Here is a 14,535-nt window from a genome sequence, read left to right on the forward strand (position 1 = left end):
AACCCTCGCCCTGGCAGGCCTGGCCCTGCTCAGCGCAGTGCTCCTCGCGCTGCTGTGCGCTGTCGCGGCCGCGCTACTGGCTCGCGCCGACGGAGCTTCCCCTGCCGGATGCATGACCCGGGCGGCCGTTGCCTTCGCTAGCACCCTCACCCTGATCAGCGCCCTACTGGCGGTGGTTGTCAGTGCATGGGGGTAGAGGTCGATGCCGCTTGCAGTCCCGGCCGAGCTGGGGTTCCGCGTGAGGTCGCCGAAGCACGCGCTCTTTCGCGGATGTCCAACTGCCGGTCGGCGCCTCGAGGCGTCAGTACCAGAGGTGGGTGAGAGCGGGTCCGCGCGGTTGGCGGTGCCGTCGTCGGGCGGTGCGAGGGCAAGTAGTTCTCGGCGTCTCTCAGAGAGTGGGCGGCCGTCCGCTGGGCCCTTGCTGATGTCCCGCCCAGGCCCGTGGCGGCAGCCACCAGAAGACCTCGTCAGTTTCCCGGTTGTGCCTCCAGGCGGTCAGGGCGTGCGATGCCACGAGCCGGTCCAGGAGTTCCGCGGTCTGCTGGGGCGAGTGTCCGCATAGGCGGGCGAGAACATCGAGGTCGGTACTGCAGGTTTCACCCGAGGTGTGTGAGGCCAGGGTGAGCGCGGTCAGCTGCACGGCCGGCGGCAGCCCGGCCGGTACGGCGAGCGGGGCGGGGCGCATCGCCCACTGTGCGGCACGGGCCCGCGCCCGGCTGCCCTGCTGGGAGAGGAGAGCTGCGTCCAACAGCCGTGCCTCCATGTATGGGTGCCTGCCTGTCGCACGGCGCAGCCACTCGGCGTGCTCCAACTCCTCCCACAACTCGGTGCGGCCGTGCAGCCGCATGCCGCGCAACAGGCCTCCGGACAGCCGGACGTAGCCACCGTTATCGGCACGCAGGGCGCACTGCAGCGCGAGCAGCCGGGCGGCGGGGGAGGTGAACTGGGGGAGTGCTGCTGACAAGTAGGTGAGCATCTCCCGCACGCGGGTGCGCTCGGCAGGGCCGCCCAATGGCTTGGGGCGGCGACCGGTGCATCTCGGCGGGCGGGGAGCGATCAGGGTGGCAGGGACCACGGCGGTGTGGCTGGTGGCGGCCGCGCAGGCCGCACAGGTGTCGGAGAGGCGCCAGGCGCGGCCGCTGCGGTCGCGGGTGAGGGCGAGCAGTACCGGCCCGGCGCAGCCGCGATGGCGCAGATGCCAGGAGCAGCCCTGCGCCCGGCACTGGCAGGTGCGCAGATACGCCGGCAGCGCGTCGGCGCGCGCATGGCGGGCTAGATGCGCCAGGACTGCAGACCGCGCGGAGGCGGCCTGGAGGGGAGGGGAGCCCACGGTGCAGTGCGGACAGACGAGCCTCGGGCCGCCCGCCCGTGAACGCAGTTCCACCGTCCAGATGCGCCGCACCGCGGGATGCGCGCCGGCAAGCCTCATCGGCCCGTCGTCCTCCTGTCTGTCCACGCCGCCATGCTGGGAGTTCCAGACGGAGACACCCAGGACGCACGCACCGTAGTGCAGATCCCTGCACTGTGAATGTCACCCTCTGCCTGCACCGATAGTGCAGAGGTCTGCACTGACAGGGCAGGGTCCTGCACCGTCGGATGGTGGGGTGACGATCTTGCCGCCCGACCCCGACCTCACCGCGCTGCGCGTGACGCTGGCACGGCTGAGGAACGAGCGCGGCTGGACCTTCGATGAACTCGCCAGCCGCAGCGGCCTGGCCCGGCGCACCCTCATCGACCTCGAGCACGGCCGCACCACCGGCAGCCTCGCCACCTGGCACGCCCTCGCCCATGCCTTCGACGTGCCGATCGAGCAGCTGCTGAACACCCTCTGCGACGACCACACCCCGCCCGGCACCCCGGATTCCTGACCTCACTGCGCCCGTTTGTGCCCGGGCCGCGAATCACCCGAACCGGCGAGCACGCATCGAACACTTCAGCGTCAATCGGATCGCATGTTCGGTGCCGCTCGGCTGTACGGGGGACCCCGGCCCGCCCTTCCCCGCCGTTGCGGGGTGTCGCCTGGCACGGTCCCCGCCATGCACCCCAACACCGCCTCCACCGGCTGCCACTGGGACGGCAGCCCACGCACCGCACGCCCCCGGCGCCCACTGCGGGTGACCGCCACCAGCCCCAGCCGCCTGCTGCGCACCGGCCAGAGCAGCCGCTGCCGCCAGTGCGGCCACCGCATCGACCGGTACCAGCGCGCCGACCAGCGACCCATCACCCTGCACCCCACGGAACTGGACGCCTCCCAAGTCCCCGCCCCTTGCCGCTGGCACCTGAGCGGCGGCATCGCCTATCCCCACGGCGACGGCAGCCCCTGGTGCCGCATCCCGCACCTCGCACTCTGCCCAGAACGCACCCCCACCACGCAGACCGGCCCGTACATCGAAGCCCTGCGCCGCCAACTCGCCGTCCGCACCCGCCGCCTGATCGACACAGGCCAGTTCACCCCCACCCCTCCCGCCGCCTGCGAGCCAACCGTCGGCAGCGACCGCCCCGCCCGGCCCGTCGTACAGTTACTGCTGGGCCGCTACCTCGCCGACGCACCCCTCGAAGCCATCCGGTGCGTGGCCCAGACCCGCCAGCGCCACCGCTGCCCCCACCGCGTGCTCGACCCCACCAGCCCCCGAGGCGTATGGGCACTACTGCCCGCCACCCCGCAGCGTGGCCAACTCGCGCTGCCCGCAACGCTCATGGCTGTCTACGACCTCAGCCGCCTGCCCTATGCCGAGCAGCTGCGCTGGCGCACCCAGCGCTGCCCCGCCCACACCGCAACCCCGGGCGCCGCAGATCTCACGCCAGCCGGATGGCAGGTCTTCGACCCACTCCTGCATACGGCGCACCTCCACACCCGCCTGCCCCACACCCCGCCCGGCCGCCGTGAAGAGGCATGACCATGAGGCACCACGCCCTGGACATCACCCTGACCAGAGCTCTCACACCGGCCGAACTCCACCGGGCCGCCCGCACGATGACGCTCGCAGCCAACCATGACACCACCCGCCTCCTGGCCCTCGTCCACGCCAAAACCCCGGCCAAAGCCCTCAACCGGCTGCGCCATCAGATCAGCGGACTGCTCCCCATCGACGTGATCACCACGCACTACCCCGACCAGCGTGGACAGATCTTGCTCAACGTCACCTTCTCGCACGCCGTATACGCCGCTCTCGAGACTGCCGCAGAGCACACGAGAAGACCGCCGCACCTGTTCGTACAGGAAGCTGTCCACCAGGCCCTGGCCCGGCACGCCGACCAGGAGATCGATCGCCTCGACCGTGCACTCCAGCACCTCCTCAGCAGCACTACCCCTCCCTATCTCCTGGCAGCCGTCGGGCGCGCGCTCACCCACACCACCGGAGCAGCGCCGTGCTGAAGCCCACCGACGAACAGCAAGCCGCCGCCGACGCCTTCCACGCCGGCCAGCATCTCGCCCTGCAGGCCGGGGCAGGCACCGGCAAGACCACCACACTCGCCGAACTCGCCCGTGCCACCCGGCGCCGCGGCCGCTACCTCGCCTACAACCGTGCCATCGCCCAGGACGCCTACGCCCGCTTCCCGCCCACCGTCAGCTGCAAGACCGCCCACGCCCTGGCCTACGCCGCCATCGGCCACCGCTACACCCTGCGCCTCAACTCCCCGCGCCGCCCCGCCTGGCAGACCGGCCACGCCCTCGGCATTACCAAAGCCATCCGCATCGGCGAGCGCGACCTGTCACAAAAGACCCTCTCCAACGCCACCCTGCGCGCCGTGGCCCGCTTCTGTCACACCGCCGATGCCGCTATCACCCACCACCACGTCCCGCGCCTGCGCGGCCTCGAAGACGCAAAACTGCACACCGAACTCGCCGACCACATCGTGCCGCTCGCCCGCAAAGCCTGGACCGACCTGCAAAACCCCGACGACGGCGCAGTCCGCTTCGAACACGACCACTACCTGAAGATCTGGGCCCTCACCCAGCCCAGGATCGACGCCGACTACCTGCTCCTGGACGAAGCCCAGGACACCAACCCCGTCGTCGAACAGATCTTCCTTGCCCAACGCGACCACGCCCAGCTCGTCATGGTCGGCGACTCAGCCCAGGCCATCTACGACTGGCGCGGCGCCAAAGACGTCATGACCGGCTTCAACGGCACCCAGCTCGCCCTGTCCCAGTCCTTCCGCTTCGGCCCTCAGCTCGCAGAGGAAGCCAACCGGTGGCTGGCCATCGCCGACGCCCCGATCCGTCTCACTGGTACCGAGACCGTGCCCACCGACCTGGGCCCCGTTGCCCTGCCCGACGCGGTTCTGTGCCGCACCAACGTCGGCGCCATGGCACAGGCGATGAACCTCCTCGCCGCCGGCCAACGGGTCGGGGTGGTCGGGGGAGGCGACAGCCTGCGCGCCCTGGCACTGGCAGCCCAGGACCTCAAAGACGGCCGCCGTACCACCCACCCGGAACTCGTCCTCTTCGCCACCTGGGGAGAACTGCAGGACTACGCCTCCCACGACCCTGCGGGACGCGACCTGCAACCCCTGGTCGACCTCGTCGACACCCACGGCACCGAAACCATCCTGGACGCCGTCGCCAGGTTCGTCCCTGAAGAGTCGGCTGAGGTGATCGTCTCGACTGCCCACAAGGCCAAGGGACGGGAGTGGGCCTGTGTGAGAATCGCGGACGACTTCACCCCGCCGAAGGACAGCGACCAAACCGACGACAGCGGGCGGGCCATTCCAGGCCCGATCGAAAACGGCGAGGCCCGCCTCGCCTACGTGGCCGTCACCCGCACCCGCCAGCGTCTGGACATGGGCGGCCTGTCCTGGATCAACGGCCACCCAGAGGGCAGACCCGTCAGCTGATCCCTGTCAGCCGACAGCGCCTTTCTGAGCATGAATCCAGGCGTCGCCCTCGACGGTTAGGGGGCATCGCCCGCTTTTTTACCGGTACCAGTACTTCACGCCACGATGGTGGGAGCAGGTGCCACGGAAGTGGGCGCTGTAGGAGTAGATGCCGTCCTTGCACTTCGCCATTGCCCCGCGCGGGTGGGGCGAGTTCGCCTTGCAGACGCCCGTCGTGTGCCGGGCGCACGACGCGGCCGCGGCGTCGGTGGCAGCAGCTACGGGTGCCAGCAGTGCGCCTGCCATCACCGCCGCAGCCACGGCACCCCGGAATGTGGTCAGCATGAAGTCCCCCTCAGTGAGCCGGAGACGCGATCATGCACCGCAGGCCAGCCTCCTCGGTGCGATGCCGCCTACTGATCATCGGACCGTGACAGTCGTGGCCGGTCCGTCACTGGACGTTCGATCGGCGCGAACAGTCATACGGCAGCGCGGCTCAAGGCGCCCGCTCACACTCAGGCGCGAGCGGCCCGTCGCGCCTGCCGCTGCCGTTGTCGAGTTGTCCCGATGCAGCAGGGCTTTCGGTCTCGGCCAATGATTGATCCTCATTCCGCCATCCCGGCGAGGCTGCAGCAATTTGCGGTATTCGTTCGATAGATCTTTCCTCGACCAGGTGTTCGGGCAGGGGGTCCGGCACCGACTGAGTTCGGGGGTTCAACCGTGAACGGAGTCCTGCTCCGCCGTGTCCGCAGGCGGGCATTAACCGTGATGACGACTGTCGCCCTGCTGTCGGCGGCGGCTCCATCCATGGCGAGGGCCGAAAGTCCCGCGGATCTGCACGTGGAGTCCTACGTGCTGCCTGCGGGAACAGCGGCACCGTCACTCGAGGAGCTACGGAGCCAAGGCGGTACGGAGCGGCTCCGCGAGCTTGCCCGGACCGCGGAACCGGCTGCGCGGACGGCACAGGAGACAGTGGGACCTGCCCGCTCGTACGCGCCGCTGGCGCGCCGCGCGGCCGCTCCGGCTGCAAGAAGCGGACTCTCACCCACGGGGCCGGGCGCGCAGATCACGGCACCGGAGCCGTCGCGGACGATGACGTTCGACGAATGCAAGAGAGGACTGGGCCGCACCACGAACTTCTTCCTGAAGTCCCGGTTCGCAGTCTGTTCGGGAGCCTCGTTCGTCCAGACCTGGGTCGTCAACCGCGAGCCCGTCGGCGTGAGCCAGTTCAACATCCGCGTCGTGGGAACCATCGCCAAGAACAGCCGCACGATCAACTTCCAGTACTACTTCACCGAGATGGTGGCCCAGGGCGAGACCGAAGTGGCCGCCATGAAGATCACGACGAAGGCCGGCATACCCCAGAGCTGGCCCTCCGGTGCCCGCTACACCCGCGGCGGCCACATGCCCGGAACGAAGACCTTCACCGAACTCTCCGCCCAGCGCACCTTCAACGACACCGTCAACGCCAAGCCGGGCCAAGGCAGCGGCTCCGCCGACCTGGTCTTCGCCGTCTACCAGCCCTCCATCTCCGTCACTCCGCCGCCCAACGCCACGCTGACCGGGGACCTCAAGGGCAACATATTCATGCTCGCACCGCGCTGGGACGCCGCGACGTACCTCGCCAACTCAACCGGCGGCGGCAACCCGGCCAGGAAAGGCGCCGCCACGTTCAGCTACTTGACCGCGCTCACCCTGAGCGCGAAGCATGGCGCTGAGGAGCGCGCCGAAGCGCAGCACATCAACCAGGCATTCCTCGTCCCGCAGGACACCAAGCCGTACATGTCGGCGAAGAAGGTGCCCGGGCAGACGTCGGCGGATCCGCTCCACCGCACGGTGAGTGCACGCCGCATCGACGACAACCGCAAGGCGGCCGTCAAGCAGTGCAAGCGGTACTGGGGACCCAACTACACCAGCGGCGGCAAGGAGTGCGACGAGTACCCCTTCGCGAGCACCTATGAAGGAGCTGCGGAGCACTCCTACGACCCAGAAGTAAGAGAGTTCAACTTCTCCGCGAAGCCGATCCCGGGCGACGACAACCAGGCCGGCGGCTCCCTCCTGAAGAGCTTCTACGCCAAGAACCGCATCATCGACGGGCTGGATGACGGTTTCATCGTGAAGATCGTCACCTGACCTGCGCTGCGGCGGGAGTGGCCCCTTGCACAGCCGCTCCCGCCGCAGCCGGTTCACGATTTGGCGGGCCAGAACTGCACGAGGTAGCGCTCCACACCGTGGCCGGTGCCCTCGCCTTCCGACAGGGCTGCGGCCTCGGCCCGGCCCGCACAGTGGACACGGACGTGCCACGAACCGCCGGAGTCAGCCAGCGTGATCAGGTCGTCCATCCGGCCCGTGTGCATGGACCACACGGCTACCTGACCACTGGCCGACTCGAACTCGGCTTCGTCCACCTCATCCCAGTCGGACCGGTTCTGCTCAGGCGGCGGCCCGTCCCACACTTCGACACTGACCACGGCGGTATGGGTATGACCGCCGCTGGTGATGTCCAGACGCCCCGGATGAGTACTGAGAAACGCACGCCGGTTGAAGTCGTCCGGGAAGGGAACCGGCAGGTCCGCGTCATCGGACTCCTGCAACCCGAAGGCATGGAAGCCGACGTACGCATTCACATCCTGCTGCCGCACAAGCTCTGCCATGAGCGCCCCTTCGACATCACACACGACTGACCATCCCCGAGATCGTAGATCCGTGCTGCCCCAACGGGCACAGGGCACGGTCGGTCAACAGGCGAACGCCAGGGTGACTGCGGCCACTCCCAGCCAGCCCCGGTATTCGGAGCCGTAAGGCGCATAGAGGGCGGTCTCCAAGATCAGCACCCTTCCGGCCTGGAAGCCGCTGAGGTCTTCCGGGTATGCCCGCGACTGAGAGCTGTGGGTCGAGTTCCAGCGGGTCTGGTCCTTGCCGTCGCCGGGGCGGTGCTCTTCACATGGGAGCCATGGGTGGACAGAACACCGTTCGTGGCCCGCACCTACGTCGCGGCAGGCACAGCGCACTTTTCGGACGAGGGCGACGGCGTATGCCGTCCCAAGGAGAGCGCCGGCAAGCGCAAGCTCCTGGGCGAGGACAAGCGAGTCCTTGCAACCGGCTGGGGATCGCAGGGACAGATCCTCTCCTCCCGGTACGGCGATGCCGCGGGGAAGTGCCTGTACTACACCGAGTACCGGGATGTACCCGCCGGCGAGGACACCTACTACGAAGTGGGGGAGGAGAAGTTCTACACGAGCGACGGAGATCGGTTTGAGTCCAAGCTGACGGAGTCGGACCTTCGCAGGCACTTCGATGAGGTGAAGAAGAGCTACCTGCACTTCAAGGCGCCCCGCTGACTGCTGGCCGTACGAAGCCCACGCCGCGGGCGGCAGGATGTTCCTTGGTGCGGCGAAGATCGCGATTTTTCCAAGCCGATCACCTTCGGATGGTGCGGGCGACAACTCCGGCGATGGCGGTGAGCGCGCTCATGACGGCTGCTCCCACTCCCAGAGGCTGTGCCAGAGCCGGGTGCACGCGGGCCAGGTAGACGGCCGCGGCAGTGATGAGCAGTCCCAGGACCAGGACGGTCAGGAGAAGCACGATGCGCAGTTCCCGGTGGTCACTGTTCTCGCGGCGAGTCGGATTTGTGGTCATCAGCCATGATTCCTTTACGAATAGGGCGCCCGAGAGCGGGCGGCCTGTCGTGCAGCGGGTCGAAACGACCTCCGTCGTTACGGACCCCTGTAGGCGCTGCGCTTTTCACCGTCATTTCAGCGGACGGCTAGCAGAGCGACCGGACGAAGGTGGGGGGTCTCTAAAACCCGGCCACAGCCGATGACGGCGCCGCTAGCTTCGCGCCATGTCCTCCAGCGACGGCCCCAGCACGGCCGACCAGCAGCTCATCGACCACGCGGCACGTCACGGCCTGACCGTCACGGCCAAGCAGCTCGAAGTCTGGCGGCGCGCCAGCCTCCTGCCGGGCAACGTTTCCGGTGGAGGCCTCGGTCGTGGCAAGGGCAGCACCTCCGCCCCGCCGCCCGAGAGCTTCGACCTGGTCCTCGCTCTTGCCCGCCGCGCAGGCCGGGGCAAACGGCCCACGGACCTGGCGCTGCTCTTGTTCGCTGACGGGCATCCGGTGCCGGAGACGACGGTGCGGGCCGCTTTCCGTGCTGCAGTGGATGCCGTGAGTCTGCCCGGTGAGGACGACCATCCGGACAACAGCGGAGGGCTGGAAGAGCAGGTGGACCATGTGGCCGGTCATCTCAGTGAGGCCGGCCACGCCTTCACCCTCGTTCCGGCCCGGGCGAGGCGGATCGACGAGCGCATCGCCCGCCTCCTGGGCGAACCGCCCGCAGAGTTGGCCCAGCTGGACAAGAACGCCGATCCCACACCGATGACTCCACAGGACGCCTTGCTGGCCGCCGTGACGGTCACCCTCGGCGGCACCATGTCCGTGCAGGAGATGGGAGACCTGCTGCGCGCGATGAATCCAGGCATGGCGGTTCATCCGTTCGCTTCGCTCGTTGAGACCACACACCAGGACGTCCCGGAAGCCGCGGACCTGGTCATGGCAGACGACGGTTCGCTCACCTTCCTCACCGAAGGAGACGCCCGCGACCTGCTCAGGGATCTGGCTGAGGCGGCGGCGCTGGAATACCTCGCTGCCGGATGGCGCACGGCTCAGCAGGTCCGTGAGTGGGCTTTGGCCTTCTGCGAGCGAGTCGAGGCCGAACTGGATGCCAGGGAGGCGGGGGAGGCCGTCACGGAGTGGCTGCTCAGCAGAGGGTTGCCCTCCGGGCTGTCCCTCCTGGAGACCCTGCGCGATCCCCGTAACTCCCCGTCCAGCACCGCACTCTCGACACTGCTGCTGCTCCACCAGTGCCAGAAGTACGCAGAACTCGATGAGCTGGTGCCTGGCTGTCAGTGGGAGGTCCTGCAAATGCCAGGCGTGCTGCCACCACCCGTCCGCGACCTGATTCTGACCACAGTCCAACCAAAGGACCAGGAGGCTACTCGCTGAGCCGGAATGGCACCGCGCCCCGGAACGGATTTCGCCAACCCCAAGACCAAGCCGGGAGCCCCGGGTTGACACTGCAGGATGATTCCTGCTGCTGGGCGCGTACCGCCCATACAAGCCGCACGCTTCATTGGAATGAGCTTTATCCGAAACCGCCTACCGCTGGATGTGGGAAGGCTATCGTTCCCCTCCCGGCGATCAAGGGGGCTGAAGTGCAGACGAGGTCGCTGCGCAAAGGGGAGAACGCACCACTGGCAGCGAGGCCGGTGACGCTGTCGGTATCCGTTCGCGGTCTGGCAGCAGACATCTCAGCGTTGCTGCTGGGAGCGGACGGAAAGGTCCGCGGCGACAACGACCTGGTCTTCTACAACCACCCAGTCCAGGACGGAGTCTCGACCGACGGCCAGACCGTCACCGCCGATCTGGCCCGCGTGCCGCAGAGCGTGGACCGCGTGGTGATCGCGGTGAGCGCTGATCCGCAGCAGCCGGGGGCGGCCTTCACAGCAGCGCCGAAGTTGACGGTAACTCAGGCCGGAGCCTCGGATTTGTCGTTCACCGCGGCGGACTTCGCCTCGGGGGAGACCGTTGTGGTCGTGGCCGAGCTGTACCGCCGCAGCGGGGACTGGAAGGTGCGTGCCGTAGGGCAGGGCTACGCCTCAGGCTTGGCGGGGCTGGCCACCGACTACGGCGTGGATGTAGAGCCTGATCAGCCTGTGGCCCCTGCTGCGCTTGTCCCGCGCCCAGCTTCCGGGGCTTCGGGAGCGGGACGGTCTGCCGTTGATCTGGCGAAGGTAGAGCGGCGGGCTCCCGGCTTGGCAACGCCTGTACGGCAGGCCGGCCAAGTCCTCGCTGACCGCGGGATCGCAGAGCGGCGGGCCGCCGTTTATCTCATTCTCGATCACGACTGGCACATGGAGGACCTGTACGAGTCGTTCGCGGTGCAAGCCTTCGCCGAGCGGGTCCTGGCCCTGTCGGCCAACTTGGACGACGATGGCACCGTTCCCGTGATCTTCTCCAGCCGGGACCAGCCGTTCCTGGAGGAGATCGGGTTGGACAACTACCGCGGTCGAATCGGTCAGTTGCACACCCAGATCGACTGGGGCTGGGGCAACGTCGCCGCATCGATGCGCCGCGCTGTGGGCCACTACCAGGAATCCGGAGCAGCCGACCCCGCCTTCATCGTGACCCAGGTCGGCGACGAGCCGTGGGACAAGGCCGAGGTCCGCTCCCTGCTGCAGAACACCGCTTCGCTCGGTGTCTTCTGGCTGTTTGTCGGCTTCGGCCGAGGCAAGCTCGCCTTCTACAAGAACCTCAACGCCTCTGCCTCAGCCACCTTCGCCAACGTCGCCTTCTACGACGCCGGAAAGAACCCGGGCTCGGTACCAGACGAACGGTTCTACACCAGTCTTGTCAAAGCCTTCGCCACCTGGATCCGCTCCCCGGCGTAAGCCACCAGTCTGCTCGCCCTGCCACCAAATGAACTCGGCACACCCGGTCAGCGACGGCACGCTGGCTGGACGCGGTGCCATTTGCGAAGGCAGAAGCTCCCCATGCCGCTTTAGGCTTCTGTACGTGTACAACACTTAGCCACGAGAGGGCTCCTGCTGATGGCCGAAGATATCAACGGTGCTGTGACACGCTGGGACATCTCAGAGGCAGACCTGCCTGTGGCAGTGCTGACCGCCCCAACGGGCGACCGCGTGTTTCTGCTTCCCGATTCGAGCATCGACGGGATCGCCGTCTACCGGGACGATGTGGCCGGCTTGATCAAAACTCTGCGACACCGTGGCGTGGACATCGACTTCGCTTGCGCGCGAGAAGACCGCCGCTATCTCAGTGAGTACGGGGCCACCGAGGTGGTGGCCACCGTCGGAATCGCGGTGGCTACCACGCTCACCACCGATCTGGTCAAAAGCATCGTTCTGACTGCCTGGCAGCGGGCGCGCTCCTCGCTGGGGCCAAGCTGCCCTGAGGAGGAGGTGAGCGAGGCGTGCGTGACGGTCAAGATTGCTGAGATCGTTCGGACCGGGAACGAGACGGTCATCCGGGGTCTGGAGATCACCAGCCAGCTGGCAGACGTTGAGAACCTCCTACAAGCGGCCGCGTCCGACCTGGCTCGTGCCGAGCTTTCCCCGACAGACCCGGACGATGCTGCTTCGGAGGACACGACGGGATGAGAGTCTCTGGCCTCGTCATTCGCACCGGGGTACCTCTGCCCCCGGCTGCAGGCCCTGTGCGCTTAGCCATGATGTACCAGGACGGCGTGACGGCCCTGCGGGATTCCATGCGCCTGTACGGGCAGTGCTGTCGCAGCATCTCCCTCACCTGGGGCCTGCCCCTGGCGTCGTTTCCGTCCTGGGTGTCGACGACAGAGAAAATCCACCGCCGCGGATTGTGGACGATGAGTGCACAGCAGGACTTCCTTGTCCGCGTGTGGTCGCAGGCTCGGCGCCAACTGCGAGCTAACATCGCAGCACTCGCCTCCCCGCCCCCTTGGTCTGTCGCTCCGCCCACCTCCGAGCGGTGGAGCCACCGCCAGTACATGGCGATGACGCGTTCTTTGCACGTACCTAACGACACACCCCAACCCACCGATCCGTGGCAGGATCTGGAAGAGGCGGCACGCACCTCGCTGGCCCATGCCGTCGACGCCTACAACTTTCTTGAGGACAGCGATCTTTCGGAACTCGCCCACCGACACGCTCACGACATCGCAGCCCTCGTGGGAGGGCTGTTCGGTTGTGACATCGAGTACTCCGACGGCACCTACTGGGATGTATGTCGGCTCACGCTCATGCACAGCCGGTGGGGCATGTCTGTCGGTTTTACCTCGACCCGCAATTGTTCCTTGTGCGTGCAAGACATCGATACCTGCCAGCACCTGCTTGACACTCAGTACGACGTCACCGTGTGGCATGACGCCGACGGAACATGCAACGTGTGCGGCCGGCTCAACTGTCCGCATACCGACGGTGAGATCGTCTCTGCTTTTCCGCGGCCCGTCATGTCCGCGCTGCAAGTCCACGAAGTGAGTCTGGTCTCCCGGCCTAGAGACCCTCTGGCCCGCTTCACCAAGGTCGAGTTGGGCCAGGACATCCTCCTGCAGGGCCTGGGAGAGGATCCGTCTGGCAGAGACGTCGCCTGCTATCGGTGCCTTCACCCCTGTAGTGGATTCGGCTAAATCCTGAACCGGGACTAAAGGCAATGCCGTTGCTCTTGCCGTGGGCGTAGGCTGGTTGGTTGTGGGTCCCGGGGGTGGTTCGGGTGGCTGCGAGTGCGTCTGACTTATCGGGTCTTGGTCTGTTGACCTGGGTGTATCCGCCGGGGTTGGTGGACCGGGTGGTGGCTGCGTGCGGACGTTCGGAGCAACGTAGGCGACTGCTTCCTGCACGGTTGGTCGTGTACTTCGTATTGGGGCTGGCGCTGTTCTCGCCTGCCCCGTATCTCGAGGTCATGCGACATCTGGTCGCGGGTCTGCGGGGGTTGGGACTGCTGGCCAACTGGCACGTCGCCGCGAAATCTTCGCTGTTCAGAGCCCGGCAACGGCTCGGCTTCGAACCGCTCCAGGTGTTGTTCGCGGCGACCGCGAAGCCGATGGCCAACGAGTCGACGCCCGGTGCATTCTGGCGGGGGCTGCGGCTGTTGGCCGTCGATGGGACCTGCTGGGATGTAGCCGATACCGAAGCCAATCAGGCCGCGTTCGGCCGTCCCGGCAACGGCCGCGGAACAAAGCGCAGTGCTTTCGTCCAGGTGCGGATGGCGGCTTTGGTGGAACTGGGCAGCCATGCGGTGCTGGACGCGGAGCTCGCCGGCTGCCGGACCGGTGAAGTCACTCTTGTGGGCCGCTTGCCGCGGTCCTGCGCAGCAGGCCAGCTCGTCCTGGCCGACCGCGAGTTCCTGGGTGTCCCGTTGTGGCGAGCCTTCACCGCCACCGGGGGGAACCGCTGTGGCGGGTGCCGGCCAACCGTGTCCTGCCTGGCCGCAAGCTGCTTCGTGACGGATCATGGCTTTCCGACATTCACGCCGGCACCGACCCTGCGAAACGTGACCCGGTGCAGGTCCGCGTCCTGGCTTACCAGCTCAAGGATGTCGGCGGTGATGCTGCGGCCGTCGACTACCGCCTGGTCACCACTCTGTTGGACCCCCGCCGCTATCCGGCACGGCAGCTGGCCGCGCTCTACCGTGAGCGCTGGGAGATCGAGTCGGTCTTCGCCGAGATCAAGACCTGCCAGCGCGGTGCGAAGGTGGTCCTCAGCAGCAAGACACCCGACGGTGTCCTCCAACAGATCTGGGCCCATCTTCTGGTCCACCACGCATTGCGGGAGCTGATGCTGAGAACCGCAGCCACCCGTCAGCTCGACCCGGACCGCATCTCTTTCACTGAAACTCTGCGCTCCGCCCGGCGCAGTGTGACCGTCACCCCGGGCGGTTTTTCCCCCTGAACTCCTGGTCCGAGCACTGCAAGTGCTCCAAGAGGACCTGTTGGAAAGACTCCTGCCCGCCAGACGCCTCCGCAGCCAGCCCCGTGTCGTCAAGCGCAAGATGTCCAACTACCGGCTCAAGCGGGCTGAGCACTACACATGGCCCCAGCCCACCCACGCCGGCACCCAAGCCATCCGCATCAAGCGACCCCAACCACCAGACCCGTAAAGCAACGGCATTGGGACTAAAGGATGTTGCACAAGATCCTTCTCCCCATCCGTGGGCCGAGGGGT

General features: G+C 67.3%; 15 protein-coding genes and 1 pseudogene. 12 read left to right on the forward strand and 4 right to left on the reverse strand.

All coding sequences use genetic code 11. From position 1 onward, the window contains the following. Positions 1 to 388 precede the first annotated feature (388 nt). The gene (locus ACFVXA_RS37405) at positions 389 to 1,456 is read right to left on the reverse strand and encodes a hypothetical protein (protein ID WP_390028459.1); all 1,068 of its coding nucleotides are present in this window, start codon (positions 1,454 to 1,456) and stop codon (positions 389 to 391) included. A gap of 148 nt (positions 1,457 to 1,604) precedes the next feature. On the opposite strand from ACFVXA_RS37405, the gene ACFVXA_RS37410 reads away from it, so the two are divergent. The 4 genes from ACFVXA_RS37410 (at position 1,605) to ACFVXA_RS37425 (ending at position 4,839) form a co-directional block, all read left to right on the forward strand. Beyond that, on the forward strand, positions 1,605 to 1,868 hold the full coding sequence (locus ACFVXA_RS37410) for a helix-turn-helix transcriptional regulator (protein ID WP_390028460.1): 264 nt from the start codon (positions 1,605 to 1,607) through the stop codon (positions 1,866 to 1,868). 168 nt (positions 1,869 to 2,036) lie between these two features. After that, a complete protein-coding gene (locus ACFVXA_RS37415; protein ID WP_390028461.1) occupies positions 2,037 to 2,897 on the forward strand; it encodes a DUF6083 domain-containing protein in 861 nt (286 codons plus the stop codon). Further along, positions 2,894 to 3,376: a hypothetical protein gene (locus ACFVXA_RS37420; protein WP_390028462.1), complete on the forward strand. Its 483-nt coding sequence runs from the start codon at positions 2,894 to 2,896 to the stop codon at positions 3,374 to 3,376. The genes ACFVXA_RS37415 and ACFVXA_RS37420 overlap by 4 nt, the downstream gene beginning before the upstream one ends. Beyond that, positions 3,373 to 4,839, forward strand: a complete 1,467-nt coding sequence (locus tag ACFVXA_RS37425) for a UvrD-helicase domain-containing protein (RefSeq protein WP_390028496.1) — start codon at positions 3,373 to 3,375, stop codon at positions 4,837 to 4,839. Before ACFVXA_RS37420 ends, ACFVXA_RS37425 begins: the two co-directional genes overlap by 4 nt. 78 nt (positions 4,840 to 4,917) lie before the next feature. Here the strand turns inward: ACFVXA_RS37425 and ACFVXA_RS37430 are convergent, their stop codons facing one another. Further along, a complete protein-coding gene (locus tag ACFVXA_RS37430) occupies positions 4,918 to 5,163 on the reverse strand; it encodes a DUF3761 domain-containing protein (RefSeq protein WP_390028463.1) in 246 nt (81 codons plus the stop codon). Positions 5,164 to 5,910: 747 nt separating this feature from the next. On the opposite strand from ACFVXA_RS37430, the gene ACFVXA_RS37435 reads away from it, so the two are divergent. Next, a complete protein-coding gene (locus ACFVXA_RS37435; protein WP_390028465.1) occupies positions 5,911 to 6,951 on the forward strand; it encodes a NucA/NucB deoxyribonuclease domain-containing protein in 1,041 nt (346 codons plus the stop codon). A gap of 53 nt (positions 6,952 to 7,004) precedes the next feature. Here ACFVXA_RS37435 and ACFVXA_RS37440 read toward each other — a convergent pair whose 3' ends face one another. Next, positions 7,005 to 7,472: a hypothetical protein gene (locus ACFVXA_RS37440; protein WP_390028466.1), complete on the reverse strand. Its 468-nt coding sequence runs from the start codon at positions 7,470 to 7,472 to the stop codon at positions 7,005 to 7,007. Between the two features lie 303 nt (positions 7,473 to 7,775). Here ACFVXA_RS37440 and ACFVXA_RS37445 point away from each other — a divergent pair, with 303 nt between their 5' ends. Continuing rightward, positions 7,776 to 8,159, forward strand: coding sequence for a hypothetical protein (locus tag ACFVXA_RS37445; protein ID WP_390028467.1), 384 nt, complete (start codon positions 7,776 to 7,778; stop codon positions 8,157 to 8,159). 79 nt (positions 8,160 to 8,238) lie between these two features. Here ACFVXA_RS37445 and ACFVXA_RS37450 read toward each other — a convergent pair whose 3' ends face one another. Further along, complete coding sequence (locus ACFVXA_RS37450; protein WP_369483705.1) at positions 8,239 to 8,457, reverse strand: hypothetical protein; 219 nt, start codon at positions 8,455 to 8,457, stop codon at positions 8,239 to 8,241. A gap of 205 nt (positions 8,458 to 8,662) precedes the next feature. Between ACFVXA_RS37450 and ACFVXA_RS37455 the strand changes: the two genes are divergently transcribed. The 6 genes and pseudogenes from ACFVXA_RS37455 (at position 8,663) to ACFVXA_RS37480 (ending at position 14,262) form a co-directional block, all read left to right on the forward strand. Beyond that, positions 8,663 to 9,823: a hypothetical protein gene (locus ACFVXA_RS37455; RefSeq protein WP_390028468.1), complete on the forward strand. Its 1,161-nt coding sequence runs from the start codon at positions 8,663 to 8,665 to the stop codon at positions 9,821 to 9,823. 209 nt (positions 9,824 to 10,032) lie between these two features. Next, positions 10,033 to 11,268, forward strand: a complete 1,236-nt coding sequence (locus tag ACFVXA_RS37460) for a VWA domain-containing protein (protein ID WP_390028470.1) — start codon at positions 10,033 to 10,035, stop codon at positions 11,266 to 11,268. Positions 11,269 to 11,427: 159 nt separating this feature from the next. Continuing rightward, the gene (locus tag ACFVXA_RS37465) at positions 11,428 to 11,997 is read left to right on the forward strand and encodes a hypothetical protein (RefSeq protein ID WP_390028471.1); all 570 of its coding nucleotides are present in this window, start codon (positions 11,428 to 11,430) and stop codon (positions 11,995 to 11,997) included. 68 nt (positions 11,998 to 12,065) lie between these two features. After that, the gene (locus ACFVXA_RS37470; RefSeq protein ID WP_390028472.1) at positions 12,066 to 13,001 is read left to right on the forward strand and encodes a hypothetical protein; all 936 of its coding nucleotides are present in this window, start codon (positions 12,066 to 12,068) and stop codon (positions 12,999 to 13,001) included. Positions 13,002 to 13,162: 161 nt separating this feature from the next. Then, positions 13,163 to 13,699 (forward strand): annotated as a pseudogene (locus ACFVXA_RS37475) (transposase domain-containing protein); the annotation flags it as partial. Between the two features lie 32 nt (positions 13,700 to 13,731). Next, a complete protein-coding gene (locus ACFVXA_RS37480) occupies positions 13,732 to 14,262 on the forward strand; it encodes a transposase (RefSeq protein WP_390028474.1) in 531 nt (176 codons plus the stop codon). Positions 14,263 to 14,535: the final 273 nt, after the last annotated feature.

Source organism: Streptomyces sp. NPDC058246, assembly GCF_042881985.1.
Lineage (GTDB): Bacteria > Actinomycetota > Actinomycetes > Streptomycetales > Streptomycetaceae > Streptomyces.